The following is a 25,529-nucleotide window of genomic DNA, read 5'->3' as shown; positions in this document are numbered from 1 at the left end:
GCAGCTGGAAAACCGGCCAAGCTCGCCTTCATCGCCGTCGCCAGAAAGCTGCTCATAACCCTCAACGCCATCGTTCGAGATCAAAAACCCTACCACCCGTAAACACAGTTGCCGGGTCTCGTTTCACTCGCCCGGAATGACGAGAGTTTTGGGTTCCCGATAGTCTCCAACCAACTTCGTCATCCCGGACTTGATCCGGGATCCAGAGAGCGTGGAACGCTGTCACCCGATGACGCCGCCCTGTCCTCTCCTGGGTCCCAGCCTTCGCTGGGAAAGAGGCGTGGACGTTGGACCGACAGGGAAGAAGCCGACGCGTGTCACCCCGGACGGACGAAGGCCGATCCGGGGCCTCGTGCGCGTGACGGGCGCGAGCCTGCACCCCTCACGAGGTCCCGGGTCTCGTTTCACTCGCCCGGGATGACAGTCTTTGGGTTTTCAGCGTGGAGCGCTGTCATCCGATGACGGCGCCCCGTCCTCCCTGGGTCCTGACTTTCGTCAGAAAAGAGAGCGTTTGCCGAAGAAGCGGGGACAGGGTCACGTCCAATCCCCGGCGCCGGGCACAGAACCCCACACACATACAAAGACTTCGTGCTTTTTCCGGCCGATCAATCCGGCCGGGGCGGGGCCGGGCTATAGTTCGGGCATGGTCGAAAAACTGAATGACGCGGAGCTGAAGCCGCGGGCCCGGCCGGATCACTCGCGTGACTGGCGGCCGCTTCTCTACGAGATGCAATCGGGTATCGCGCCCGGCGAGATCGCCGTGCGCCTGGGGCTGAGCGAACGCTGGGTCGTCCAGCGCCTGCGGCGGGAGGCGGACAGCCTGCCGGCCGATCCCGCACGGCGCCTGGCGCTGAAGCTGGTCCATTTCATGGGGCAGGCGGAAGCCCGGCTGATGGCCGATCCGGCGGGCGCGGAACGCACCGCCAAAGCCATTCTCGCCATGACGAAAGCGGCCCGGGCCGTGGCGGACTTCTCCGCCGCGAGCGCGACAGTGGAGGCAGGCCCGGATGACGAAGAAGACTACCGCGCCGTGGTGGAACGTCACCTCAATCGCATTGCTGCGTCCCGAGGCGAGGGAGCTGATGCTTCGTCAGATGAGTCCGGCTCAAACAGCGGCGCTGCTGAATGACTGGCATATATGGGCAGCCGAGCATCAGCTGGCCCCGGCCGGGAACTGGCGCATCTGGCTGTTCCTGGGCGGACGCGGCGCGGGCAAGACGCGCGCCGGGGCCGAATGGGTGCGCGCCGCCATCGAGGCGGGGGCGCGGCGCGTCGCGCTGGTCGGTCCCGACCAGCAGGCGGTGCGCGAGGTGATGATCGAGGGGCCGTCCGGCCTGCTCTCGCTCGGGCCGTTGACCCGGCGCCCGCGCTTCGAGGCGTCGCGCCGGCGGCTGGTCTGGCCGGGCGGGGCGATCGGATACTGTTTCTCCGGCGAGGATCCGGACGGGCTGCGCGGACCGCAATTCGATCTGGCGTGGGCCGATGAATTTGCCGCCTGGCGCCATGCCCGCGCGACGCTGGACATCCTGAAGCTGGGCCTGCGCCTGGGCGAGGCGCCGCGCCTGATGATTACCACCACGCCGCGGCCCATCCCGGCGCTGAAAGCCCTGGTCGATGCGCCGGGCGTGGTGCTGACGCGCGCGGCGACGAAGGACAACAAGGACAATCTCGCGCCCGGCTTTGTCGAGGCGGTGACGTATGAATACGGCGCCAGCCATATCGCGCGCCAGGAGCTGGACGGCGAGCTGATCGAGGATCCCGAGGACGCGCTGTGGACGCGCGCCATGATCGACGCGGCGCTGAACCGCCCGGCCGTGGAGCCGGACCGCATCGTGGTCGCCGTCGATCCGCCCGCCGGTGCAGGCCCGGCGAGCGCGGAATGCGGAATCATCGTGGCGGGCGCCAGCGGCACCGGGCGCGAGGCGCACATCGTCATCCTGCGCGACCGCTCCGGGCCCGGCCGCCCGGAAGCCTGGGCCCGGGCGGTGGCGGAGAGTTTCGAGATTTACGATGCCGACCAGGTGATCGCCGAGGCCAACCAGGGCGGGGACATGGTGCGCGCCGTGCTGCAGGCCGAGCATCCCGGCCTGCCGGTGCGCCTGGTCCATGCGAGCCGCGGCAAGCGGGCGCGCGCCGAACCGGTCGCCGCCCTCTATGCCGCGGGCCGGGTGCGCCACGAGACGCGGATGGAAAGGCTGGAAGACCAGATGTGCAGCTTTGGCAGCGCGGCCCTGAGCGTCAGCCCCGACCGAGTGGATGCGCTGGTCTGGGCGGTCAGCGCGCTCGCCGGTCCGGGCCGCGATCCGCGCGTGCGGGTGGTGTGAGGGGCGGGGGTCTGTGCTCTGAGGTCCTCAGGTGTTCGCTCCGCCCGGGATTTTCAGAGTGTGCGATGGACTGAAACCCCGGACGGCCGGAGGCGATCCGGGGGCTCGGGGCAGACAGGATTGCCTTTCTCTTTCCTGACGAAAGTCAGGACCCAGGGAAGGACGGGGATGTGTCATCCGATGACACCGCTCCACGATCTCTGGGTCCCGGATCAAGTCCGGGATGACGAAGTCTGGAGCTATTTGAAATATCTCGAACATTCGTCATTCCGGGCGAGCGTAGCGAGACCCGGAAACCAGAGAGGACAGGGTACCGGCGGGCGGGGCCGTCATTCGACCCTTCGAGGCCCGGCTTTGCCGGGCACCTCAGGGTGAGGGGGATGGGTGACATCGAGTGACGCAAATCATTGATATATCAAAGCCTTAAAGCCATCCCGCTTTCCTCATGCCGAGGTGCGAGCGCAGCGAGCCTCGAAGCATCGGACGCAGGCGGGGCGTTGGCCTCATTTCAACTCAGGAGAGCGTCATGCTCAGAAAACTGCTGCGCATCGAGCGCAAGGCGGCGGGCCGTCTTGTGGCGCTCGATACGATGCCGCATGCGCGCTGGAGCGCGCGCGACTATGCCGGCCTGGCGCGCGAGGGGTACGGGCGCAATGCGGTCGCCTATCGCTGCGTGCGCCTGATCGCGGAAGCCGCGGCCTCGATCCCGTTCGCGGTGCGCGGCGAGGGGGGAGGGGCGGACGCGGCGCGCGCGCTGCTCGCCCGGCCCAACCCGGACGAGGCCGGGCACGAGCTGATGGAGGGGTTTCACGGTCATCTCCAGGTTGCCGGCAATGGCTATCTGGAGCTGACGGGAGAGGCGGGCGGCACGCATGGCCTGTTCGCGCTGCGCCCGGACCGGATGCGTGTCCTGCCCAGCCCGAAGGGCTGGGCGGACGGGTGGGAATACCGCGCCGGGCATGAGCGCCGGGTGTTCAGCCGCGACCGGGCGAGCGGGCGCAGCGCGATCCTTCACATGCGGCTATTCCACCCTACCGACGATCATTACGGCCAGCCGCCGCTGGAAGCTGCGGCGCGTGCGGTCGATGTGCACAATGCCGGCGGGGCGTGGGCCAAGGCGCTGCTGGACAATGCAGCGCGGCCCTCCGGCGCGCTGGTCGTGACCAGCCGGGACGGGGGCGAGGCGCGCCTGACCGAGAGCCAGTATGAGCGCCTGAAAGGCGAGCTGGAAACGCTGCATGCCGGGCCGGGCAATGCGGGACGTCCGCTTCTGCTGGAAGGCGGGCTGGACTGGAAGCCCATGGGCCACAGCCCGCAGGAGATGGACTTCATCGAGGCGCGCCGCGAGGCCGCGCGCGAGATCGCGCTGGCTTTCGGGGTGCCGCCCATGCTGCTCGGCCTGCCCGGCGACAATACCTATTCGAACTATCGCGAGGCCAATCTCGCCTTCTACCGCCAGACCGTGCTGCCGCTGGCGCGCAAGACCGCCGGAGCGATGCAGCGCTGGCTGGAGCCCTGGCTGGGCGAGGGGCTGGGACTGGAGACCGACGAGGAGGCCCTGCCGGCCCTGTCTGACGAGCGCGCTGCGCGATGGCAACGCGTGGGCGAGGCCGGCTTCCTGACCGATGCCGAGAAACGCGCCCTGCTGGGCCTGGAGGAGATCGCGCGATGAGCCGTGACGAAGAGAGCGCCTGGCGCTTCGAGCGCCAGATCACGCTGGGCGTGGTGGTCGCCATCGCCCTGCAGACCGCGGCGGCGCTGATCTGGGCCGGGGCAACCGGCGAACGCATCCGCCATCTGGAAAGCGGCGTGGAGAATACCGGGCCGGTCTATGAGCGCCTGGCGCGGCTGGAAGAGCAGGCGCGCTATGCGCGTGCCTCGCTGGAGCGGATCGAACAGCGCCTGGCCGAGGGCGAAGGCTGAACACGGCCTGCGCCCGCCTTTGTACTTCACAAACGAAAGGAGGCGGCATGAACGAGCCGTCGGACCCGGGCGCACTGGCGCTGTCGGGCTATGCCAGCGTGTTCGGCGTGACCGATCACTCCGGCGACATCGTCGTGGCGGGCGCGTTCGCGCGCAGCCTGGCGGCGGGCGGGGCCGGGCGTATCCGGATGCTGTTCCAGCATGAGGCCGGCGAGCCGGTCGGCGTGTGGGACGAGATGTTCGAGGATGCGCGCGGCCTGTTCGTGCGCGGACGCATCCTCAGCGCCGGGCCGCGCAGCCGGGCGGCCCGGAGCCTTGTCGCGCAAGGCGCGGTGGACGGGTTGTCCATCGGGTTTCGCACGGTGCGCTCCCGGCCGAGGCCGGGCGGGGGACGCGTGCTGACCGAGCTCGATCTGTGGGAGGTGTCCATCGTGACCTTTCCCATGCTGGGCACGGCGCGCCTGACCGTCCACGCCCCGGCGAGGCAGCCCGGAGCGCAGGCCGCGCACGCTGCCTAGACCCTATCAGTTCACACACGAAGAAAGGACTCCCCATGACGCGGGAAACCAAGATGGCGCCGCCCTCCGGCGAGGCGCGTGCGGCGATGCACGAGCTTCTGTGCGCGTTCGAGAGCTTCAAGGACGCCAATGACCGGCGCCTGGAGGAGATCGAGGCGAAGTCGGCGGCCGATCCGCTGCTCGATGACAGGATTGCGCGCATCGACGCGGCGCTGACGCGCCAGCAGACGGCGCTCGACCGGCTGTCGGTGGAGGCGGGCCGGCCGGCCCTGTCACTCTCGCCGGGGCGCGAGGGCAAGTCGGCCTTTGCACGATACCTGGCGCGCGGCGATGCCTCGGCGCTGGTGGAGGCCAAGTCCCTTTCCTCCGGCACGCCGGGCGAGGGCGGCTATGTCGCGCCGCCGGAGACCGAGGCGCTGATCGACCGGCTGCTGGGCGAGGCCTCGCCGATGCGCGCGATCGCCAGCGTGAAGCAGACGACCAGCCATACCTGGCGCAAGCCGGTGAGTCTCGGTGGAACCAGCGCGGGCTGGGCGGCGGAAACCGGCGCGCGGGCCGAGACCGATACCGCGACGCTGGACCTTTTAGAGTTTCCCACTGGCGAGCTTTACGCCATGCCGGCCGCGACCGCCTCGCTGCTCGACGATGCGCTGGTCGATATCGACCAGTGGTTGGCCGAAGAGGTACGCGATGTCTTCGCCGAACAGGAGGGCCAGGCCTTCGTCAGCGGCAATGGCACGAACAAGCCGAAAGGGTTTCTTTCGTACACGAACAAGCTGGACGGGACGGAAGCCTGGGGCGAGCTCGGATACGTGGCGACCGGGGCGGCCGGCGATTTTCCAGTGAGCGATCCGGGCGATGTCCTGATCGATCTCATCTATGCGCCGAAATCGGGCTACCGGGCCAATGGCCGCTTCGTGATGAATCGCCAGACCGTGTCCCGGGTGCGCAAGTTCAAGGATGCCGACGGCAATTATGTGTGGCAGCCGGCCGGCGCGGCCGGGCAGAGCGCGACGCTGATGGGCTATCCCGTCACCGAAGCGGAAGACATGCCCGATATCGGCGCAGGCAGCTTTGCCATCGCGTTCGGCGATTTCGAGCGCGGCTACACGATTGTCGACCGGCAGGGCGTGCAGGTGCTGCGCGATCCCTATTCGGCCAAGCCCTACGTGCTGTTCTACACGACCAAGCGCGTCGGCGGCGGGGTGAGCGATTTCAACGCGATCAAGCTGCTGAAATTCGCCGCCTCATAGCCGGTCGCCCGGTTCGCGTTCGCGCAAGCCTCCCCCTTCGCGGACGCGGACCAGGGCGCCGATCCCCAGTGTCGATGTGAGGACGACAAGCCCGGCCGCGATCCAGAAGACGGCCGGTTCCAGCAAGACCAGAAGCCCCGCCCGTACCGGCTCGGCCAGCACGACGAGCATGGCCAGCAGAATGCCGGCAAGAATGAGTGCCGCGGTGCGGCTCGCGCGCACGCTGCGGCGCGCCATCGATGCAAACATTAAAAGGCCCCCCCTTCATGTCCTTGCAGATCCTGACGCCGCCCGGCGCAGAGCCGGTCAGCCTGTCCGAAGCCAAGACCTGGTTGCGCCTCTCTCACGACAGTGAGGACGCGCTTATCGGGAATCTCATACACGCGGCACGCGAAACTGTCGAGATCAAGATTGGCCGGAGCCTTGTCACGCGGGGCTACCGCGAGACGCTCGATAGCTGGGCACCGTCGCGCCTTTCCGCATGCGGTACGGCTTTCGCGCTGCGCGCGCCGCCCCTCCTTTCGGTCGAGCAGGTCGAGATTTTCGCACGGGACGGCACGGCCGAGATCTGGGACGCGGCCGAATGGCGGGCCGATACCGCCGCCGATCCGGGACGGTTGATCGCGCGTGCGCCCTTCGGCTTTCCGCGGCCGGGCCGGCGCGCCGGCGGGATCGAGATCGAATTCACCGCCGGATACGGCCCGCCCGAGGCGGTGCCGGCCGCGCTCAAGGAGGCGATCCTGCGCCTGGCCGCGCTGGCCTATGCCGAGCCCGGCGCGCCGATCGAGCCGGGGCGCGGGCCGACGCCTGCCGCCGCCGCCATCTACGCGCTGTTGAAACCCTATCGGGCGGCCCGGCTATGAGCGCGGAACTTGCCTTCCAGGCCGGGCTGCTCGGCCATCTGTCCGCGAGCCCATCCGTGCAGGGCGTATTCGGCCATCCCGCGCGCCTGTTCGACCGTGCGCCGGGCGGGATCGCCTATCCGTTTGTCTCGCTGGGCCGGGGCGAGAGCGAAAGCGCCGACGGGGACGGTGTGGACCTGATCGAGCATCGCCTCACGCTTCACGTCTGGGGCCGGCGCGATGACGCGGACAGCGTGAAGACGGGCATCGGCGCCTTGCGCAAGGCGCTGCGCGCCGGAGTGCCGGAGCTGGACGGGGCGTGGCGCTGCGTAACCTGCCACGTCGTCTATGCCGACGTGTTCAGCGCCAGCGACAGCCGCCTTCTGCACGCGCTGGTGCGTGTGCGCGCGCTGATCGAGGCGGGGTGAGTGGGGGCGTTTGGCGCATGGCGCGACAAGTCAGTTGAATACCGGGCCCGACTCTCCTAAATTCAGGCCTCACGAACGGCAAAGAGACGGCATGGTTTCGCCGTGTTTCCGGTGCAGTTTTGTGAGGATACCAACGCGTTAGGCACGCGTTTACGCATTGATCGCTATGTTGGGAACGACTCGCGACGCGTCGTTTCGAAGAACGGGCGATAACGCCGCAAGGCGGTGAGAGGGCAAATGACACACTCTGTTGAGACCAAACGTATGCGCGAAGGGACGAACCGTTCCCTGCCGCGCGACCTCGCGTTATCGATCCATGCCGAGGGCACCAATCGGTAGTCTTTCACCATGACGACCTAGAGACAAAAAGCCCGGCCAATGGCCGGGTTTTTTGTTGCCCGCTCCTCGCTGGAATGGATAGATTTGCACAACGGGAGGGGGAAATATGAACACGGCTTGCCAGGCAGCGCGTTCCGAATGCGAGCTATTGCTCGGCGTCTGGCAGGCCCTGCCGAATCTGGCACCCATCATACTGGCGATTTCGGCCATCATTGCCTTCGGGATTTATCGCCAGAACCAGCATCAGGGCCGGCTCAACAACAAGCACGCCAAGGAGCGCGTCCAGATTGCGCGTTCGTTCGATCATATCGTCGAGCAGACCAAGGACCGCGACCTGCTGCTTGCCAATGAACAATTCAAGGCGCTGATCGAGGCGCTGAAGGAGAAGCACTCCGGCCCCTACGGCTACGAGGAAGTGGAGAACACGTTCGTGAATTTCCGCGGCCAGGCGGTCTACGGCTCCGAAATCCTGATCCGCCTGTTCAACTATTACGAGGCGACGGCGATCGGCATCGAACTCGGCGCGCTCAATGAGAGCATCATCAGGGAATGGTGGCGGGGCAGCGATGTTCAGGACTGGACCGATTTTCGCCTGTATGTCCACGAGAAGCGCGAGGCCAGAGGCACACCGGCGCTCTATGTAAAATACGAAAACCAGGTCCGTCATTGGGCCACCGAGGCCGAGCGGCCGCTCATCTGAGCCTGTGCGCTCTCTTCAATCCATAGCCGCCCCCCAAGGGCGGCTTTTTTATTGCCTGTTCCTCATCCTTTTCTGGAGACAAAGATCATGGCCGCACAAGCGGGCAAGGATATCTTGCTGAAGATCGGCGACGGGGCCGATCCGGAGAGTTTTACCAGTGTCGCGGGCCTGCGGGCCAGGACGATCTCGCTCAATGCGCGCAGCGTGGAGACGACCCATGCCGACAGTCCGGGCCGATGGCGCGAGCTGCTTGGCGGGGCGGGCGTGCGCTCGGCCAGCGTGTCGGGGGCAGGGATCTTCGTGGACAGCGCGGCGGACGAGACGGTGCGCGCCGTGTTTTTTACCCAGGCGAAACGCCGCTGGCAGCTGGTGATACCGGATTTCGGCGCGCTGACCGGCGATTTCCTGGTGACGGCGCTGGAATATTCCGGGCGCCATGACGGGGAGGCGGCCTATTCCCTCTCGCTGGCGTCTGCCGGAGAGATCGGCTTCGCAGCGAACTGACTTTTTCTTCGCATTTTCGAACCGCGAAACCGGTACCCACTTTCGCTGAAAATGCTTCAGGACCGCGGAGCGAGCTCGCGTTGGCGGCGGTCGCGTTCGCGGTCCTCGATCGCGTTCAGGCAGGCGCGCTGCTCCTCGATATTGCGCAACTCCTCGCACTCGTCCTCGGCGCGCTCGTCATAGGCGTCCTGAACGATGCCGTGGCATCCCGAGAGAAGAACGAGGCCGAAAGCGGCCAGCAATACGCGCAACATGACACCTCCCATGGGTCTGACGTCGCGCACGGTATCGCGGCCCGCCGCGGCGGCCAAATGACAAACACGAAAGAACGAGATCCCCATGACAGGTTCGAAACGCGCGGCGCCGGTCCTGCTGGCGGACGGCGAGCGCTACCCGTTGCGCCTGACGCTGGGGGCGCTGGCCGAGATCGAGACGGCGCTCGCACTGGACGGTTTGAAGGCACTGCCGGCCCGCCTGACCGAGCCGGGCGCCGGCGACCTGATCGTGATCCTGACGGCGCTGATGCGCGCGGGCGGGGCGAGCGAGCCGGATCCGGCAGCGATGACGCTCGATCCCGGCGAGACGGCGCGCCTGATCGCGGACGCGTTCGAGGCGAGTGCGCGATGAGCGCGCACTGGCAGGCCTGGTTCTTCATCGGCGTGGTGCGGTTCGGGTTGAGGCCGCGCGATTTCTGGGCGCTGTCGCTGTCAGAATGGCAGGCGCTGCTCAGTCAGCTGGACCCGCCGGGCGCGCGACCGCCGGCGCGCGCTGAGCTCGACCGGCTGCGCGCCGAATTTCCAGACACATGTCCCGGCACATGCCCTGGCACAATCAAGGAGACGAGCGATGGCCGATGAGGAAAAGCGTCCCGGCGCCGAACGTGCGCGCGAGCAGGCGCAGGCCCTGCAGGAGGCGGCGCGCGAGGGCGAACGCGCGGCAGGCATCCTGTCGGACGCCTTCGAGACGACGGCCGACCGCATCACGGCTTCGCTGGAGCGCGCGGCGCGCAGCGGCCGGCTGGAGATCGACGCGATGGTGGAGAGTATCGCCCAGTCGCTGGCGCGCCTGGCGCTGGACGAGTTCGTGTTCGCGCCGGTCGACCGGCTGGTGGCGGGCCTGTCGCGGACAGTGATCGGCGCACGCGCCGAGGGCGGACCGGTCATGGCCGGCTCGCCCTATCTGGTCGGCGAGCGCGGACCGGAAGTCTTCGTGCCGAACGGCGCCGGGGCGATTGCGCCGATGGCGGCGGGCCCGACGGTCAACGTCACCATCCTGGCGGCGCCGGGGCGAGAGGCCGATGCGGTGCGCCGCTCCGAACGCCAGATCAGCGCCGCGCTGGCGCGCGCGGTCAGAGCGGGGAGTGCCAGCCTGTGAGCGTCTTTCACGATGTCCTGTTTCCGTTTCCGGTGGGTCTCGGCGCGAGCGGCGGGCCGGTGCTCACGACCGAGATCGTGGCGCTGGCCTCCGGCTATGAAGAGCGCAACACGCCTCATGCCCATTCGAAACGCCGCTACGATGCCGGGCCGGGCGTGAAGTCACTGGACGATCTGGCCGGTCTGATCGCCTTCTTCGAGGAACGCCGGGGCCAGCTTCACGCCTTCCGCTTCCGGGACCCGGCCGATCACAAATCCTGCCTGCCCTCGCATGAGCCGGGGCCGGGCGATCAGCTGATCGCAGCCGGAGACGGCGAGATGCGCGTCTTTGCGCTCACCAAGCTCTACGGCACCGGGCCGGATGCCTATCGCCGCCCGATCCGCCTGCCCCGGGCGGAGAGCGTGCTGGCAGCGGTCGAGGGCGAGATCCGGCCCGTCACGCTGGACGAGCTGGGGCGGATCGAATTTTCAAGCGCGCCGGAGCCGGGTGGCCAGATCACGGCCGGCTTCGTTTTCGACGTGCCGGTCCGTTTCGATACCGACCGGATCGATGCGTCCATGGAGGCGTTCGAGGCCGGGCTGGTGCCGCAAATTCCGCTCGCCGAAGTATGGCTGAGCCCGGGGAGCGCGGCGCCATGATTGTCATTCCTGACGCATTGCAGGCCCGACTGGACGCCGGCACGACGACGCTGGCCTGGTGCTGGCGGATGACCAGGCGCGACGGCGCGGTCTTCGCCTTCACCGAGCATGACGAGGCGCTGACCCTTGGCGGCGAGGTGTTCGAGGCGGCGGCGGGCGTGTCGCCCGGCGCGATGCGCAGCGAGACGGGGATGAATGCAGCGCGTAGCGCCGTGTTCGGCGCGCTGAGCTCGCAGCGTATTCGCGCCGCAGACCTCGATAACGGGGTTTGGGACGGGGCGAGGGTGGAGATTTTCCGCGCAGACTGGCGCGAGCCGGACCTGTTCTGGCGGGTCGCAACCGGTGAGCTGGGCGAGATCGTTCGCACGCGAAACGGGTTCGAGGCGGAGCTGGCCGGTCTGAGCGCGCGGCTGAACCGGCGCATCGGGCGCGTCTTTTCCAGAGCCTGCGACGCGGAGCTGGGCGATGCGCGATGCCGGGCCGATCTGTCCGACCCGCGCTGGACGGGGACGGGCGAGGTGGTTTTCCTCGATGCCAACGGGCGGGTCGAGGTTTCGGGCCTGGACGCGTTTGCGACGGGCCTGTTTACCGGCGGGGTGCTGAGCTGGACAAGCGGAGAGAACAGACCCGGCCGGGCAAGGGTGCGCGAGCACCGGCTGGAAGACGGCAAGGCGATCCTGATTCTGGCGTCGAGCGCGGCCGCGCCGGTCCAGCCGGGCGATGGATTCACGGTCCGGGCCGGGTGCGACAAGCAGGCAGAGACCTGCCGGGCGCGGTTCGAAAATTTCGCCAATTTCCGCGGTCATCCGCACATGCCCGGCAATGATGTTCTGCAACGCCACCCGGCACGTGAAGCCGACCGCGACGGCGGACGGCGCGGGTGAGCGCGATGTCCGGGCGTGTCGTGGAGGCGGCCCGGCTCTGGATCGGTACACCCTTCTGCCATCAGGCGAGTGCGCGCGGTCGGGGCTGCGACTGTCTGGGCCTGATCCGCGGCGTCTATCGCGATGTCTCCGGGAAGGAGGCGGTGTTGCCGGACGATCCTGCCGACTATCGACCCGGTCATAGATACGACTATCGGCAAGACTGGGCGCAGCGCGGCGCTGAAGAGCGGCTTCTGACGGGACTGTCCCGCCATCTGGACACCTTGCCGGCGGGCGGAGCGCAAGCCGGCGACGTGCTAGTATTTCGTATGCGAATATATGGCCCGGCCAGCCATTGCGCGATCGTCAGCGGACCCGGCGCGATGCTTCATGCCTGGCAGCGCCGCGGTGTCTGCGAGACCGCGCTGAGCGCCGGTTGGCGGCGCCGGGCGGTGGCGCGGTTCGGTTTCCCCTCTCCTTCACCTGCGGAGTATTAGTTATGGCGATGCTGGCGCTGTCGACCGGAGCGGCCCTGCTTCAAGGCGCGGTTCAGAGCGGGGTGCGCGGCCTGATCTCCGGCCTGTTTGCCGAGAACGTGACAGGCGCCCGGCTCGACGGGCTGGAGCTGCAGACCTCGACCGAGGGGGCCTTCATTCCCATCGTGTACGGGCGGATGCGCGTGGCCGGCCAGGTCATCTGGGCGTCGCGCTTCACCGAGCACGAGGAGACGCAAGGCGGCGGCAAGTCAGGCCCAAGCGTGACGCAATACCGCTATTCGGTGAGCCTGGCCGTGGGCCTGTGCGAGGGCCCGATCGCGCAGATCGGCCGGATCTGGGCCAATGGCGCGGAGCTCGACCGGGCTGGGCTGACCCTGCGCGTGCATGCCGGCAGCGAGGACCAGCAGCCCGACGGCCTGATCGAGGCCATTGAAGGCGCGGGCCAGGCCCCGGCCTATCGCGGGCTGGCCTATGTCGTGCTGGAAGACCTGGCACTGGAGAAGTTCGGCAATTTCATCCCCAACCTGGCGTTCGAAGTCATTCGCGCGGAGACCGACGGCGGGCTGGACCTGGTCGAGGGTGTCTGCCTCATCCCCGGATCGGGCGAGTTTGCCTATGCGACCGAGCCGGTCATGCGCAAAACCGGCGAGGGACGCGAGGCGAGCGAGAACCGGCACACGAACCGGGCGCACAGCGATATCGAGGCGGCGCTCGACGATCTGGAGGCGGCACTGCCGGGTGTGGGATCCGTGGCGCTGGTCACCTCCTGGTTCGGGACCGATCTGCGGTGCGGTCAGTGCGATATCCGGCCCGGCGTGGAGCGCGTGCTGAAGGATACGCGTCCGCTGGTCTGGCGGGCCGCGGGCGAGGACCGGGCGGCGGCCTGGCTGGTCAGCGAGAGCGAGGACGGACCCGCCTATGGCGGCACGCCGTCGGACGAGACCGTGGTGGCGGCGATCCGGGCGCTCAAGGCGCGCGGATTTTCGGTGACGCTCTACCCCTTCATCCTGATGGACATTCCGGCCGGAAACGCGCTGGAAGATCCTTCTGGAAGCGGAACCGGCCAGCCGGCCTATCCCTGGCGCGGGCGGATCACCTGCGATCCCGCGCCGGGCGTGGCGGGCAGCCCGGAGAATACGCCGGGCGTGACGGCCCAGGTTGAGGCTTTCTTTGGCGCCGCGCAGGCCGATCATTTCACGATTGACGGCGAGCGCGTCATCTATGCCGGACCGGCCGAGTGGGGCTTTGCCCGCTTCATCCTGCATCATTGCGCACTGGCGAAGGCCGCGGGCGGTGTCGACACGATGCTGATCGGATCGGAAATGCGCGCCCTGACGACACTGCGCGCCGGGGCGGGCGTCTATCCGGCGGTGGAGCGATTAAGGGCGCTGGCCGGCGAGGCCCGCAAGATCACGGGAGCGGACACGGCGCTCAGCTATGCGGCCGACTGGTCGGAGTATTTCGGCCACCAGCCCCAGGACGGATCGAACGATGTAATCTTCCATCTCGACCCGCTATGGAGCGACGGGGAGATCGATTTCGTCGGGATCGACTGGTATGCGCCGCTGGCCGACTGGCGCGAGGGCGAGGCCCATGCCGACGCGGCGCGTGCGGGCAGCATCCATGACCTCGACTATCTGCGTGCGCAGGTGGAGGGCGGGGAGGGCTATGACTGGTATTACGCCAGCGCGGCCGACCGCGAGGCGCAGCTGCGTACCCCCATCGAAGATGGCGCGCATGGCGAGGACTGGGTGTTCCGCTACAAGGATTTGCGCGGCTGGTGGGTGAACGCGCACCATGACCGGCCCGGCGGCGTGCGCCAGGCCTCGCCTACCGGCTGGGTGCCGCAGGGCAAGCCGATCCGCCTGATCGAGCTTGGATGCCCGGCCGTCGACAAGGGCGCGAACCAGCCCAATGTCTTCATCGATCCCAAGAGTTCGGAGAGTGTCGCGCCCTATCATTCGCGCGGTACGCGCGACGACCTGATCCAGCGCCGCTTCCTGCAGGCGCTGCTCGGATACTGGCGCGATCACAATCCGGTTTCGGCGGTGTATGGCGGACCGATGATCGATCTGTCGCAGTCTCAGGTCTGGACCTGGGATGCGCGGCCCTTTCCCGAATTTCCGGTGCTGGAGACGGTCTGGCGCGATGCGGAGAATTGGCGTCTCGGCCACTGGCTGACCGGCAGGGCCGGGCAGTCCTCGCTTGCCGCCATCGCGGCCGATATTGCGCGCCGCTGCGGGCTGGAGGCGCTGGACGTGTCGGCGATTGACGGCCTCGTCGCAGGCTTCGCGATCGACCGGCCGGAACGCGGACGCGATGTGCTGGCCCGGCTGGGGGCCATCTATGGCTTCGATCTGGCCGACCGGGCGGACGGGCCGGCGGCATTCGCGGCGCAGAGCCGCAGTAGCGCGCTGGACGCCGGCCAATGTGCCGATCGGCCCGGCGAGGGGCCGGTGACCCGGGTGCGCGATCCGGACGCCGGGTCGGTGCGCGCGCTGCGCCTCGGGTATATTCGCGACGATGGCGAGTACCGCCCGGCCAGCGTGAGTGCGCTGGGCCTCGACCTGGTGGAGGGCGCGGTCGACCTGTCGGCCCGCCTGCTGGCCGACGACACGCTGGCAGCCGGGCTCGCGGCGCAATCATTGTCCCGCCTGCAGGAGACCGGCGCGAGCCTGCGTCTGACCCTGCCGCCCTCGCAGGCGCGCCTGGAGGCGGGCGATGTGGTGAGGCTGACCGATGAAGACGCAGCTGCGGCGGGGGTGTGGCGTGTGGCGAGCGTGGACGGTCTGGCGCAGCGCGATGCGGTGCTGCAACCGGCCACGACGGCGAATGTCCTGCCTGCCGGGTCGAGCCCGCAGGGGGCGGGCGATCCGGTCATGCCGCCCGCGCAGCCCATCCTGACGCTGATGGACCTGCCCGCCGAACCGGGCCGGGAGACGGGGCGCGGCGGGTTTGTGGCGGCCGCCCATGGCGAGCCCTGGGCGGGCGAGCTGGTGCTGTTTGCCGGGGCCGATGCGGCCAGCCTGACCGAGCGGACCCGTCTGTCCCGGCGCGCGGTGATGGGCGAGTTGCTGAGCCCGCTGGTGGGCGGGCCGGAAGGGCGCTGGGACCGGGCCAGCACGCTTTCGCTGCGGCTCTATCGCGGACAGGTTTCGAGCGGCGACCGGCTGTCGGTGCTGGGCGGTGCAAACCGGCTGGCGATAGAGGGCCCGGCGGGATGGGAGATCGTCCAGTTCCAGCACGCCCGCCTGGAGGAGGATGGCAGCTGGACGCTGACGACCCTGCTGCGCGGTCTTGGCGGAAGCGCGACTGACGGTGCAGCGGCGGGCGCGCGAATCGTGGTGCTGGACGGGGCAAGCGCGGTGGTGCCGGTCCATGCCCACGAGGCGGGCGCCGACCTGCTGGTGCGTGCCGTGCCGGCCGGAGGCGGGCTGGACGATCCGGCCCGCGCGGATCGAAGCGTGCGTTACACACAGGTCGAGTTGAGACCGCTGAACCCGGTCCACCTGCGCGCGTCGATCAAGGCGGGCGCCCTGTCTGCCAGCTGGATCCGGCGGAGCCGGACCGGCGGCGAGGACTGGGGCGCGGGCGAGACGCCGCTGGGCGAGGCGTTCGAGCGTTATCGTGTGCGCCTGCTCGATCCGGCTGCGCAGACCGTCTGGAGCCAGGAGGTGGACGAGGCGCGGCTGACGATCGGGCCGACGCAGCTTGCCGGAGTGCTGCCGGGCGGCATTACGGGGTGCGTTCTGGAAGTCGCGCAGGTTTCGGACGTGTACGGTCCGGGGCGCCCGGCGCGGATCGCTCTTTAATCCTGCGCGCTTGCAGGGCGTGGCTTTACGCGCCATCTGAACAGCAGACCCGAATTTACCAGCGCATCGCGAGAAATCGCCATGCGCGCAGGCAGATGCTATCAGATCGACATGCAAGACCCTTACGCGATTCTTGGAGTGCCCCGGACCGCCTCCGCCGATGAAATCCGGCGTGCGTACCGCAAGCTGGCCAAAGAGCTTCACCCCGATGCGCGTCCTGACGACAAGGCGTCGGAGGAACGGTTCAAGCAGGTCACGCAGGCTTTCAAGCTGTTGTCCGATCCTGAAAAGCGCGCCCAGTTCGACCGCGGCGAGATCGATGCGGATGGACGGGAGTCCGCCGCCTACCACTTCCGCTCGCGTCCCGGCGCGGGGGCGAGCCAGCGCGGGCCGCGCGGTCAGTTCGAGGACATTGGCGATATCTTCTCCGAACTGTTCACCGATATGGGCAGTCAGGGCCGGACGCGGGCGCGCCGCCCCCAAGCCAGCCGCGGCGAGGATGTGCGGCGCCCGGTCGACGTGACCTTCGAGGAAGCCATGACCGGGACGCGCAAGCGCCTCGCCTTCGCGTCTGGCAAGCCGGTCGAGGTGACGATCCCGCCCGGCGTCGAGGACGGACAGGTGCTGCGCCTGAAAGGGCTCGGCCATCCCGGACAGGCCGGAGGTCCGGCCGGGGCGGGCCTGGTGGAAGTGAATGTACGCGCCCACCCCTTCTTCCGCCGCGAGGGCGACGACATCCGCGTCGACCTGCCGATCTCCCTGAAGGAAGCGCTTGAAGGCGGCAAGGTGCGCGCGCCGACGGTGGAAGGCCTCGTCGAGGTGCGCGTGCCCGAGGGCACGACGTCGGGCGCGCTGCTGCGGCTTCGCGGCAAGGGTGCGCCCAAGAGCGACGGCACGCGCGGCGACCAGATCATCCGCCTGATGATCGACATTCCCATGAACGATCCCGAGCTTGAAAGATTTATAGAAGGATGGACGCCGCCGACAGGTTACGATCCGAGGGCGCGTTTCAGACGCTAGCGGCCCGGATCGGCTCCGATATCCGGTGAACGCTAGCCTGAACACATGTTCACGAGGGGTTCAGCCGGCTCCGGCCATAAGGTCAGTCATGATCCGATCGCTTGTCATATCGATACTGCTTCTGGCCTCCGGCGGGGTTTGCGCCCCGGCGCTGGCCCAGCAATCGTCCTTCTCGGCGGACCAGGCCCGCGATGCGCGCCAGGCCGGCGAGATCATGTCGGGCACCGAGATCTACCGGTTGATGCAGCGCCGCTACCCGTCGGCCTACTCGATCGAGATTGCCGATCTCATCGGCGGGCAGCGCCCGGTCTATGTGGTGCGCGTGTTTCCCACGCCCGACCGGCGCGAAGACGTCTATGTCGATGCGCGCACAGGCGCACCGGTCCCGCAAAGCCAGGTTCACGGCTCGCCGAACCGCTACTGAAAAAGGCTGAAAACTCATGCGTGTTTTGATCGTGGAAGACGACAAGGACCTGAACCGGCAACTGACCGAGATTCTCGATCATGCCGGCTATGCCGTCGATCAGTCCGGGGACGGCGAGGATGGCTGGTTCCTGGGCGATACAGAGCCCTATGACGCCGTCGTGCTCGATCTGGGCCTGCCGACGCTGGACGGCGTTTCGGTGCTGGAACGCTGGCGCGAGGCGGGTCGCGATTTTCCCGTGCTGATCCTGACCGCGCGCGACCGCTGGAGCGAAAAGGTCGCCGGCTTCGACGCCGGCGCCGACGATTACCTGACCAAGCCCTTTCACCCGGAAGAGCTGCTGGCCCGCCTGCGCGCGCTGACGCGGCGCGCGGCCGGTCACGCCTCGTCCATGCTGGAGCTGGGCGATCTGGCGATCGATACGCGCGGGGCGCGGGTGTTCATCGCCGAGCGTCTGGTCAAGCTGACCAGCCACGAATTCCGGCTTCTGAGCTACATGATGCATCATCGCGACCGCGTGCTGTCGCGCACCGAGCTGGTCGAGCACATCTACGACCAGGACTTTGACCGCGATTCCAACACGATCGAGGTGTTCATCGGCCGCCTTCGCAAGAAAATCGGATCGAACCGCATCGAAACGGTTCGTGGGCTGGGCTACCGTCTGGTCGATCCAGAAGCGGGCCGGGCGAGCGCGCAAGCCGGGTGAACGAACAGCCAAGCGAAACCCTGACCCGAAAAGGGTCTCTGGTCCGGCGGGTCACGCTGACCGCGATCAGCTGGTCTGCGGCCCTGCTGCTGGTCGGCGCGCTCGCGCTCACCTTGCTGTTTCGCCAGACCATCCTGAGCGATCTGGATAACCGCCTGTCAGATGTCGGCGAGTTCCTGGTCGTCTCCGCCGAGGTGGAAACCGACGGCTCGCTGGGGCTCGTGCGTCCGCCCGCCGACACCCGCTACGGGCAGATATTCTCCGGCCGCTACTGGCAGATTGCCCCCGCAGAGGCAGCGGATCCTGAGCGGACGCTGCGCTCGCGCTCGCTCTGGGACGAGAGCCTGGCCATCCCGGATTCGCTGCGGGACCGGGCCCTGGCGCGCCGCGGGCAGGGCATAACCGGGTCGGCCAAGGGTCCCAATGAGGAGCCCTTGCGCCTGTTCCTGCGGGCCATCGAGATCAGCGGGCTGGACCAGCCCATTCTGGTCGCCGTCGGCGAGGACAGGCGGGCCGCGGACCGCCGGGTCTTCGAGTTCGCACTTCTGTCACTCGGCCTGTTTACTGCGTTCGCCCTGGCGCTCGTGGCGGGCATCCTGATCCAGGTCCGCGTCAGCCTGGCGCCGGTTTTCCGGATGGGCCGGGCCGTCGGGGCAGTGCGCGACGGGCAGAGCGAGCGGATCACCGGCGCTTACCCGGCCGAGCTGATGCCGCTGGCCGGAGAGCTGAACGCGCTGGTGGATCATTCGCGCGAAGTGGTCGAGCGCGCCCGGACCCACGTCGGCAATCTGGCCCATGCGCTCAAGACCCCGATCACGGTCCTGTCCAACGAGGCCCGGAACGCGGATGGGCCGCTTGCCGAGCTCGTCCGGCGCCAGTCCGATGCCATGGCCGCCCAGGTCGAACACCATCTGCGCCGTGCCCGCGCTGCGGCGAATGCCCGGGCCATCGGCGCACGCACGCCGGTGACGCCGGTCGTCGAGGATCTGAGCCGGACGCTGGAAAAGATTCATCGGCGCAAGGGCGTCGAGATCGAGGTGGAACTGACCGAGACTCTGCTGTTCCGGGGCGAGCGCCAGGACCTCGAGGAACTGGTGGGCAATCTTCTGGAAAACGCGTGCAAATGGGCCGAGCGGCGCGTACGCATCCGCGCCGGACAAGGTGAAGCCGGCCAGATCGAAATCCGCATCGAGGATGACGGGCCCGGACTGTCCGAGGCCGAGCGTCAGGCCGTGCTGGGCCGCGGGGTGCGCCTCGATGAACAGGCGCCGGGGACCGGGCTGGGGCTGGCGATCGTGACCGACCTGGCCAAGGCCTATGGCGGCACGCTGGTGCTGGAGACCGGCACGCTGGGCGGACTGTGCGCGCGGCTGATCCTGCCGCAGGCGCGCCAGATACGGGAAACGCCGCGTTAACGCTAATCAGGCGATACTTATAGGGTTCTTTGCAATGTTGGTGAGGCGACCTGCGCTGTGACGCCAGCGAAACTTGAAAAGCTCCGGGCCATGCTGGCCGCCTTTCCAGGCGATGCCTCGAACCGGTTGGCGGAGACGGCACGTCATGCCGACCCGGCACTTGCCCGGCTGATCGAGTATTGCTCGACCGACCCGGAAGTCTCCGCGCGCAAACGCTTTTTTGCGCCGCTTGCCCCTTTGAGCCACGATCCGGAAACCACGCGGCCCTCGCTCGCCTATGCGCCTCCGGCCATTCTCGAGGCGCTCTGGCACTGGATCGACGAAACGCTCGATCCCGAGGCGGCTGAACAGTCGCGGGCTGTGGCCGCCGACGTCTTCAAGGATGAAGCCGGACGGCTGGACGAGGCCCGCGTGCGGGTTGCGGGACGCATCCTGGATGCGGTCGCGGCGGTGAAGGACGAGCCGCGCGAGGCCAAGCGGCTGAAGGCCCGGCTCGGCGTGCGCGATTTTGACTCCGTTCGCGATATTGCGGTCATCCTGCGCGCGGCCCCGGCCTTGCGTACGGCGCTGGAGGGCCTGCCCGAACAGATCGGGGAAATCTCCGACACGCTGTCGGCCGATCTGCGCGACCGCTACGAAACGGCAGCGGAAGCCGATCCCGATGCCGGCGCCTGGTTTCTCTACTTCGTGATGGCGCGCCTGACGCGGCCCTGGCGGATACTTCGCGCCTTCGAACGCATCGGCAAGCGCGGCGACGACTTCCTGTTGTCGCGTACCGACATGAGCGGGATTGGCGAGGCGCTGCTGCTGGATGCCGGGCACTTCCTGGCCGGGTTCGCGCAAAGTCCGAAAACGGAAGCAGAGGCGGATGCGGCCACGCAGGCGCTGAGCAATTTCGCCGCCATCACGGTGGGGATGACCCGCGAGATCGGGATCCGCAAGGATGGCCCCTGGGGCCAGAAGCTGGTTGAGTTGCGCAATCGCGCGTCCAGCCAGATGGAGCGCCATCACGAGCGCACGCGCAAGGCGTTCGAACCGCTGATCGCCGCACCCAAGTCGGAACGCGCGGCGCGGATGACGCAGGTGCCGCAGCCGGGCAGCGAGGCGTTTACCGAGGCACAGTCGCTGGCCCGCTTCCTTCTGGCGACGAAGGATGATGCGGCCCGGGCGGCGGCCGGCGGCGCGCACCAGCAATTGCTCACGGGGCTGCAGGGACGCCTCGAAGAGCTGGGCGGTCACCTGCTCAACCAGCTGCGCGTCAAGGACCAAGACCTGCAAGACAAGGCGCAGACGCGTCTTGAGGCGGTGGCCTTGCTGATGACCTCTCTGGGCGAGGGCAAGGCGGCGGCTGTCCTCCTGCGCCGCGGTGCCGCAGCCAAAGCCGCGTAATTTCCTTCAAACCGGGCGCTTTGGCGACTATCTATCGCGCCATGACCGATCAGCCTGCCAAACCGATTGCTCTGGAAGATCGCGACGTCGCCGGGGCGCGTCTGTCCTCGCCCAGCGCGGCCCGCAACCGCGAAGCGATCGCCGAATGTCTGGCCGAGCGCCTGCCGCACGGTGCGCGCGTTCTGGAAATCGCCAGCGGAACGGGTGAGCACGCGCTGGCCTGCGTGTCGCGGCGCCCTGACCTGAGCTGGATCCCAAGCGATCCCGATGCCGTCTCGCGGGCAAGCACCGACGACTGGGCGCGCGAGGCCGGCGGCCGGATGAATCCGGCTCTGGCGCTGGATGTGAGCACTGCGGACTGGATCGAGCCTGTCGGACCCGTCGATGCGGTGTTCTGCGCCAACATGATCCATATCGCGCCCTGGCCGGCGGCGGAGGGATTGTTTTCCGGCGCGGCGCGCCTGCTCGACGCTGGCCAGCGGCTGCATCTCTACGGCCCGTTCCTGGAGGGCGCACGCAGCGCGCCGTCCAATATCGAGTTCGACCAGAGCCTGAGAGGGCGCGACCCCGCCTGGGGCGTGCGCGCGATCGATGCCGTGGACGCGCTGGCCGCCCGGTCCGGCTTCGACCGGACCGAACGCGTGCAAATGCCGGCCAACAACCTGCTCCTCAGCTTTGAACGCAGGGCCGGGCAATGATCGTTTTTGCCAGTCTTGCCGCGCTGATCGCCGTGATCGCCGGCCTGTTCATCGCCCGCCCGCTGGCGCGCGAAAAGCACGGTGCCCCGATTGCCCTCGTGACCACGGGCGCGATCGCGCTTGCCGCCTTCATGATCTACTTCCCCGGCGCCGAGCCGGGCGAGCCCGGACAGCCGCACAGCGCGACGGTCGCCCGGCTGATCGAGGCCGATCCGTCGACCCTTACCCTGGAAGAACAGGAAGAGCGCCTGCGCGCGCTGGTTCGGCGAGAGCCGGACAATACACAGGCGCTGGCCATGCTCGGCCGTCTGCTGGCCGCCACCGAACGCGAGCTGGAAGCGGTCTCGGTGCTGGAGCGCGCCCTGCGTATCGAGGAAAGCGCGCGCACCCTGTCCGATCTGGGCCAAACGCTGGTCACGCTGAACGAAGGCGAGGTCACGCCTGCGGCATCGCGCGCGTTCGAGCGCGCGTACGAACTCGATCCGGCATTGCCCGAGCCGGCCTTCTTCCTTGGCCTGCGAGCCTATCAGGATGGTGACCGCGAGGCGGCGGCGCGCTATTGGGGCGCGATCATCGCCCAGCTTGAACCCGGCGACCCCTTCCGCGGCGCAATCGCCGCGCGTGCGGCGGACCTTCTGTCGCGTCCCAGCGCCGGCCCGGCGCTCGGCGCTGGGGGCGAAGCCGCGGGCGAGGCTCCGTTTGCCGACCTGGACCCCGGCGAGGCGGAGGCGATGGTCGCGGCCATGGTGGATCGTCTCCAGGCCCGGCTGGACGAAAATCCCGACGATTTTTCCGGCTGGATGACTCTGGTCCGCGCCCGCGCCACGTCCGGTCAGCGCGAGGCGGCCCTGGCGAGCCTGGCGCAAGCCCAGTCAAACTTCGACAGCGAGCCGCGCCGGGTCATGCTGTCCGCGCTCGCGCGTGCGCTGGGCCTGGTGCCGGTGTCCGGCGCGCAGCAAGACGAGGAGACGCGCTGATGCGCAAATCGAAACGCCGCCTCTGGATTATCGGCGCGGCCGCCGTGGTGCTGGCCGGAGCGGCCGGGCTGGCCAGCCTGGCCCTGCGCGACACGATGGTCTTCTTCTATGCGCCCAGCGACATCGCGGAGAGCCCGCCGGCGCCCGGCCAGCATATCCGTGTGGGTGGCCTGGTGGTGGAAGGGTCGGTCGACCGCCCGGCGGAAGGCGGCGCGAATTTTTCGGTGACCGATGGCGGGGCAGATCTGCGCGTGATCTATCGCGGCTCGCTGCCCGACCTGTTCCGCGAGGGGCAGGGCATTGTCGCCGAGGGCAGCTTTGACGGGGAGGGTGTGTTTCACGCCTCTACCGTGCTGGCCAAGCACGACGAGACCTACATGCCGCCCGAGGTCGCCGATGCGCTGAGGGAAAACGGGATGTGGGAAGAGCCCGGCGCGGCGCGCTCCAGCGGCTATGAATACCGCCCGCCCCAGCCTGAAACGAGCGGTGAGGGATCATGATTGCTGAACTTGGCCGCTTCCTGATCGCGCTGGCGCTGGCGGCCTCTTTCGCCCAGCTCGTCTTTGCCTGGAAGGGCGCGTCCCGGGGCGGGAGCGGGGGCTTTGCCGAAGCCGGACGCCTTGCGGTCGTTGCGGTGGTCGTGTCTGCCGGTACCGCCTTTGCGCTGTTGATCGTCGCCTTTTTGCAGTCCGATTTCTCGATCGCCTACGTGGCGGGCCATTCCCATATCGACAAGCCACTGCTGTACAAGGTCGCGGCCGCCTGGGGCGGGCATGAAGGCTCGATGCTGCTCTGGTGCCTGATGCTGGGCCTGTTCGGCCTGGCGATCTCGCGCGTGGGTCCGGCCGATCCGGCGCTGCGCCTGCGTGCGGTCAGTGTGCAGGCCATCCTCCAGCTTCTCTTTTTCAGCTTCCTGGCGTTCGCCTCCAACCCGTTCGACCGGCTGCTGCCCGCGCCGGTGCAGGGCGCCGACCTCAATCCGATCCTTCAGGATCCCGCGCTCGCGGTGCATCCGCCGCTGCTTTATGTCGGCTATGTAGGATTGTCCTCGGCCTTCGCGATTGCGGCGGCAGGGCTGATCGAGAAGACGCCCGGGCGCGCGCTGGGCGCAGCGCTGCGGCCCTTCGCGCTCGCGGCCTGGACCGCGTTGACAGCCGGCATCGCGCTGGGCGCCTGGTGGGCGTATTACGAACTTGGCTGGGGCGGCTGGTGGTTCTGGGACCCGGTCGAGAACGCCAGCTTCATGCCGTGGCTGCTGGGCGCGGCGCTGATCCACTCGGCCATCGCGACGGAAAAACGCGGCGCCTTCCCCGGCTGGACGGTCTTCCTGGCGCTGCTGGCCTTCATCCTGTCCACGCTGGGCGCCTTCCTGGTGCGCTCCGGTGTGCTGACCTCGGTTCATGCCTTCGCGCTCGACCCCGAACGCGGCGTCTGGATTCTCGGCATGCTGGCAAGCGCCGCGGTTGGCGGCTTTGCGCTGTTTGCCCTGCGGGCCGGATCGCTGGGCGAAGGCGAGGGCTTCGAGCCGACCAGCCGGGAAGCCTTCATCGGCGCGAACAATTTGCTACTGGCGGCCAGCGCCGGCGTGGTGCTGGTCGGCACGGTCTATCCGCTGATCCTGGATATGAGCGGCGGGGCCGCGGTCTCGGTCGGTCCGCCCTATTTCAACGCCACCGCGACACCGCTGATGATCGCGGCGCTGGTGCTCCTGCCGCTGGCCCCCTTCCTGCCCTGGGCCAATGGCGGCGCGCGCGCCGGACTGGCGCAGATGCGCGCCGCGCTCCTGCTTCTGCCGGTCGCGATTGGCGGCGGCGTGCTGATCTGGATGGGCGCGCCGGTCCTGGCGGTGATCGGCGGCGCGCTCGGGCTGTGGGTGCTGGGCGGAGCGGCGATGGATGCGGTCGGCGCATTGCCCGCCGCGCGCACGCGAGCCCTCAAGTTTGCGGTGGCCGGCCGGGCGCTCGCCCATGCCGGCGTGGGCTTCATCGCGCTGGGCGCTGCCGCCGATGCGAGCCGCCCGCCGGAACTGACGCGGGCCCTGGTTCCCGGCGAGAGCCTGACCCATGCCGGCCATACCGTGACGCTGGAAGACGTGCACCGCGCGGACGGACAGAATTATCTCGCCGACCGAGCCACGCTGCGCCTGGAGCGCGGCGGCATCCTGCAGCCGGAACGCCGTTACTATCCAGCCGCCGACCAGAACACGCGCGAAGTCGCCATCCGCACCCGGCTGAGCGGAGATTTCTACGCGGCGATCGGCGAACCGCGCCTGCAGCCCGACGGGCGCGTCGGCTACGAGATCCGGCTGGCCTTCCACCCGATGATCTGGGCGCTGGGCCTCGGGGCCTTCATGATCGTGCTGGGCGGAGGATGCGCGCTCTATGCCCGCGCGGCGGGCCGCGTGGTCCAGCGCCGGCGCGTAGCGGGTGAGACAGCGGCCCGGGGGGCGAACTCATGACAACGCTTCTGATGGCCCTGTTCTTGAGCCTGCAGGCCGCAACGCAGCTTGGCACCGAAGAGGAGGCGCGCGCCCAGGACCTGATGCGCGAAGTGCGCTGCATGGTGTGCGCGGGCCAGTCCATTGCCGATTCCGATGCTGGCATGGCCGTGGACATGCGCCGCTTCGTGCGCGAACGCGTGGAACAGGGCCAGAGCGATCGCGAGATTCGCGATGCGCTGGTGGAGCGGTTCGGCCATCAGGTGCTGATGCGGCCGCCCCTGGACAGCCAGACGGCACCGCTCTGGATCGCGCCGGTCGCCTTCCTCCTGCTCGGCGGCGGCCTGCTGGCCGCGACGATGCGCAAGAAGAAGCGCTAGGTGAGGCGCGGCTTGCGTCTCCGGTTCGCGATGCCATCTTTCGCAAGTGGCAATCAACAGGAGCGCAG

The 25,529-nt window shown here is 68.4% G+C and carries 29 protein-coding genes and 1 pseudogene; 28 read left to right on the top strand and 2 right to left on the bottom strand.

Annotated elements, in window-relative coordinates:
* From E5162_RS15080 to E5162_RS14160, 7 genes and pseudogenes are all read left to right on the top strand, one after another.
* Positions 1-102: pseudogene (locus tag E5162_RS15080) on the top strand (IS110 family transposase); the annotation flags it as partial.
* Positions 103-643: 541 nt separating this feature from the next.
* A complete protein-coding gene (locus tag E5162_RS14185) occupies positions 644-1,129 on the top strand; it encodes a hypothetical protein (protein ID WP_135945929.1) in 486 nt (161 codons plus the stop codon).
* Positions 1,083-2,324, top strand: coding sequence for a DNA-packaging protein (locus E5162_RS14180; RefSeq protein ID WP_135945928.1), 1,242 nt, complete (start codon positions 1,083-1,085; stop codon positions 2,322-2,324). The genes E5162_RS14185 and E5162_RS14180 overlap by 47 nt, the downstream gene beginning before the upstream one ends.
* A 526-nt stretch (positions 2,325-2,850) precedes the next feature.
* Complete coding sequence (locus tag E5162_RS14175) at positions 2,851-3,996, top strand: phage portal protein (protein WP_135945927.1); 1,146 nt, start codon at positions 2,851-2,853, stop codon at positions 3,994-3,996.
* The gene (locus E5162_RS14170) at positions 3,993-4,247 is read left to right on the top strand and encodes a hypothetical protein (RefSeq protein ID WP_135945926.1); all 255 of its coding nucleotides are present in this window, start codon (positions 3,993-3,995) and stop codon (positions 4,245-4,247) included. Before E5162_RS14175 ends, E5162_RS14170 begins: the two co-directional genes overlap by 4 nt.
* A 47-nt stretch (positions 4,248-4,294) precedes the next feature.
* Positions 4,295-4,765, top strand: a complete 471-nt coding sequence (locus E5162_RS14165; RefSeq protein ID WP_135945925.1) for an HK97 family phage prohead protease — start codon at positions 4,295-4,297, stop codon at positions 4,763-4,765.
* 35 nt (positions 4,766-4,800) lie between these two features.
* Complete coding sequence (locus tag E5162_RS14160) at positions 4,801-6,018, top strand: phage major capsid protein (RefSeq protein WP_135945924.1); 1,218 nt, start codon at positions 4,801-4,803, stop codon at positions 6,016-6,018.
* Here E5162_RS14160 and E5162_RS14155 read toward each other — a convergent pair.
* On the bottom strand, positions 6,013-6,267 hold the full coding sequence (locus tag E5162_RS14155; protein ID WP_158291322.1) for a hypothetical protein: 255 nt from the start codon (positions 6,265-6,267) through the stop codon (positions 6,013-6,015). The two genes, E5162_RS14160 and E5162_RS14155, sit on opposite strands and share 6 nt — an antisense overlap.
* A 17-nt stretch (positions 6,268-6,284) precedes the next feature.
* On the opposite strand from E5162_RS14155, the gene E5162_RS14150 reads away from it, so the two are divergent.
* From E5162_RS14150 to E5162_RS14135, 4 genes are all read left to right on the top strand, one after another.
* Positions 6,285-6,881, top strand: coding sequence for a head-tail connector protein (locus tag E5162_RS14150; protein ID WP_158291321.1), 597 nt, complete (start codon positions 6,285-6,287; stop codon positions 6,879-6,881).
* Entirely contained in the window at positions 6,878-7,288 is a 411-nt protein-coding gene (locus E5162_RS14145; protein WP_135945921.1) for a DUF3168 domain-containing protein, read from the top strand. The genes E5162_RS14150 and E5162_RS14145 overlap by 4 nt, the downstream gene beginning before the upstream one ends.
* A 445-nt stretch (positions 7,289-7,733) precedes the next feature.
* A complete protein-coding gene (locus tag E5162_RS14140; RefSeq protein ID WP_135945920.1) occupies positions 7,734-8,327 on the top strand; it encodes a DUF4760 domain-containing protein in 594 nt (197 codons plus the stop codon).
* Between the two features lie 87 nt (positions 8,328-8,414).
* Positions 8,415-8,831, top strand: a complete 417-nt coding sequence (locus tag E5162_RS14135; RefSeq protein WP_135945919.1) for a phage major tail protein, TP901-1 family — start codon at positions 8,415-8,417, stop codon at positions 8,829-8,831.
* A gap of 56 nt (positions 8,832-8,887) precedes the next feature.
* Here E5162_RS14135 and E5162_RS14130 read toward each other — a convergent pair whose 3' ends face one another.
* Entirely contained in the window at positions 8,888-9,085 is a 198-nt protein-coding gene (locus E5162_RS14130) for a hypothetical protein (protein ID WP_135945918.1), read from the bottom strand.
* A gap of 85 nt (positions 9,086-9,170) precedes the next feature.
* Here E5162_RS14130 and E5162_RS14125 point away from each other — a divergent pair, with 85 nt between their 5' ends.
* The 17 genes from E5162_RS14125 (at position 9,171) to E5162_RS14045 (ending at position 25,461) form a co-directional block, all read left to right on the top strand.
* Positions 9,171-9,458 carry a GTA-gp10 family protein gene (locus E5162_RS14125; RefSeq protein ID WP_135945917.1) on the top strand — a complete coding sequence of 96 codons (288 nt, stop codon included), beginning with the start codon at positions 9,171-9,173 and terminating at the stop codon, positions 9,456-9,458.
* A complete protein-coding gene (locus E5162_RS14120) occupies positions 9,455-9,688 on the top strand; it encodes a phage tail assembly chaperone (protein ID WP_135945916.1) in 234 nt (77 codons plus the stop codon). The genes E5162_RS14125 and E5162_RS14120 overlap by 4 nt, the downstream gene beginning before the upstream one ends.
* The gene (locus tag E5162_RS14115; protein WP_135945915.1) at positions 9,678-10,205 is read left to right on the top strand and encodes a phage tail tape measure C-terminal domain-containing protein; all 528 of its coding nucleotides are present in this window, start codon (positions 9,678-9,680) and stop codon (positions 10,203-10,205) included. Before E5162_RS14120 ends, E5162_RS14115 begins: the two co-directional genes overlap by 11 nt.
* Positions 10,202-10,843: a DUF2460 domain-containing protein gene (locus E5162_RS14110; protein WP_135945914.1), complete on the top strand. Its 642-nt coding sequence runs from the start codon at positions 10,202-10,204 to the stop codon at positions 10,841-10,843. Before E5162_RS14115 ends, E5162_RS14110 begins: the two co-directional genes overlap by 4 nt.
* Positions 10,840-11,727, top strand: a complete 888-nt coding sequence (locus E5162_RS14105; RefSeq protein WP_158291320.1) for a DUF2163 domain-containing protein — start codon at positions 10,840-10,842, stop codon at positions 11,725-11,727. The genes E5162_RS14110 and E5162_RS14105 overlap by 4 nt, the downstream gene beginning before the upstream one ends.
* Before the next feature lie 5 nt (positions 11,728-11,732).
* Positions 11,733-12,203 (top strand): NlpC/P60 family protein, encoded by a 471-nt coding sequence (locus E5162_RS14100; protein ID WP_135945941.1) that lies wholly within the window; start codon positions 11,733-11,735, stop codon positions 12,201-12,203.
* Positions 12,204-12,205: 2 nt separating this feature from the next.
* Positions 12,206-16,015, top strand: a complete 3,810-nt coding sequence (locus tag E5162_RS14095) for a baseplate multidomain protein megatron (RefSeq protein WP_135945912.1) — start codon at positions 12,206-12,208, stop codon at positions 16,013-16,015.
* Between the two features lie 81 nt (positions 16,016-16,096).
* Positions 16,097-17,035 carry a DnaJ C-terminal domain-containing protein gene (locus tag E5162_RS14090; protein ID WP_233342034.1) on the top strand — a complete coding sequence of 313 codons (939 nt, stop codon included), beginning with the start codon at positions 16,097-16,099 and terminating at the stop codon, positions 17,033-17,035.
* An 88-nt stretch (positions 17,036-17,123) separates the two neighbouring features.
* Complete coding sequence (locus E5162_RS14085; RefSeq protein WP_135945910.1) at positions 17,124-17,459, top strand: PepSY domain-containing protein; 336 nt, start codon at positions 17,124-17,126, stop codon at positions 17,457-17,459.
* 16 nt (positions 17,460-17,475) lie between these two features.
* On the top strand, positions 17,476-18,165 hold the full coding sequence (locus E5162_RS14080; RefSeq protein WP_135945909.1) for a response regulator transcription factor: 690 nt from the start codon (positions 17,476-17,478) through the stop codon (positions 18,163-18,165).
* Positions 18,162-19,580 (top strand): ATP-binding protein, encoded by a 1,419-nt coding sequence (locus E5162_RS14075; protein WP_233342035.1) that lies wholly within the window; start codon positions 18,162-18,164, stop codon positions 19,578-19,580. Before E5162_RS14080 ends, E5162_RS14075 begins: the two co-directional genes overlap by 4 nt.
* A gap of 57 nt (positions 19,581-19,637) precedes the next feature.
* Complete coding sequence (locus E5162_RS14070; RefSeq protein WP_158291319.1) at positions 19,638-20,969, top strand: hypothetical protein; 1,332 nt, start codon at positions 19,638-19,640, stop codon at positions 20,967-20,969.
* 41 nt (positions 20,970-21,010) lie between these two features.
* Positions 21,011-21,667: a DUF938 domain-containing protein gene (locus tag E5162_RS14065; protein WP_135945907.1), complete on the top strand. Its 657-nt coding sequence runs from the start codon at positions 21,011-21,013 to the stop codon at positions 21,665-21,667.
* Positions 21,664-22,644: a tetratricopeptide repeat protein gene (locus tag E5162_RS14060; protein ID WP_135945906.1), complete on the top strand. Its 981-nt coding sequence runs from the start codon at positions 21,664-21,666 to the stop codon at positions 22,642-22,644. Before E5162_RS14065 ends, E5162_RS14060 begins: the two co-directional genes overlap by 4 nt.
* The gene (gene ccmE, locus E5162_RS14055; protein WP_135945905.1) at positions 22,644-23,144 is read left to right on the top strand and encodes a cytochrome c maturation protein CcmE; all 501 of its coding nucleotides are present in this window, start codon (positions 22,644-22,646) and stop codon (positions 23,142-23,144) included. Before E5162_RS14060 ends, ccmE begins: the two co-directional genes overlap by 1 nt.
* The gene (locus E5162_RS14050; protein WP_135945904.1) at positions 23,141-25,102 is read left to right on the top strand and encodes a heme lyase CcmF/NrfE family subunit; all 1,962 of its coding nucleotides are present in this window, start codon (positions 23,141-23,143) and stop codon (positions 25,100-25,102) included. Before ccmE ends, E5162_RS14050 begins: the two co-directional genes overlap by 4 nt.
* The gene (locus E5162_RS14045) at positions 25,099-25,461 is read left to right on the top strand and encodes a cytochrome c-type biogenesis protein (RefSeq protein WP_135945903.1); all 363 of its coding nucleotides are present in this window, start codon (positions 25,099-25,101) and stop codon (positions 25,459-25,461) included. Before E5162_RS14050 ends, E5162_RS14045 begins: the two co-directional genes overlap by 4 nt.
* Positions 25,462-25,529: the final 68 nt, after the last annotated feature.

The organism is Marinicauda pacifica (assembly GCF_004793635.1).
GTDB classification, from domain to species: domain Bacteria; phylum Pseudomonadota; class Alphaproteobacteria; order Caulobacterales; family Maricaulaceae; genus Marinicauda; species Marinicauda pacifica.
Note: the sequence above shows the minus strand (reverse complement) of the source record. Positions and strands in the feature narration are given on the sequence as shown.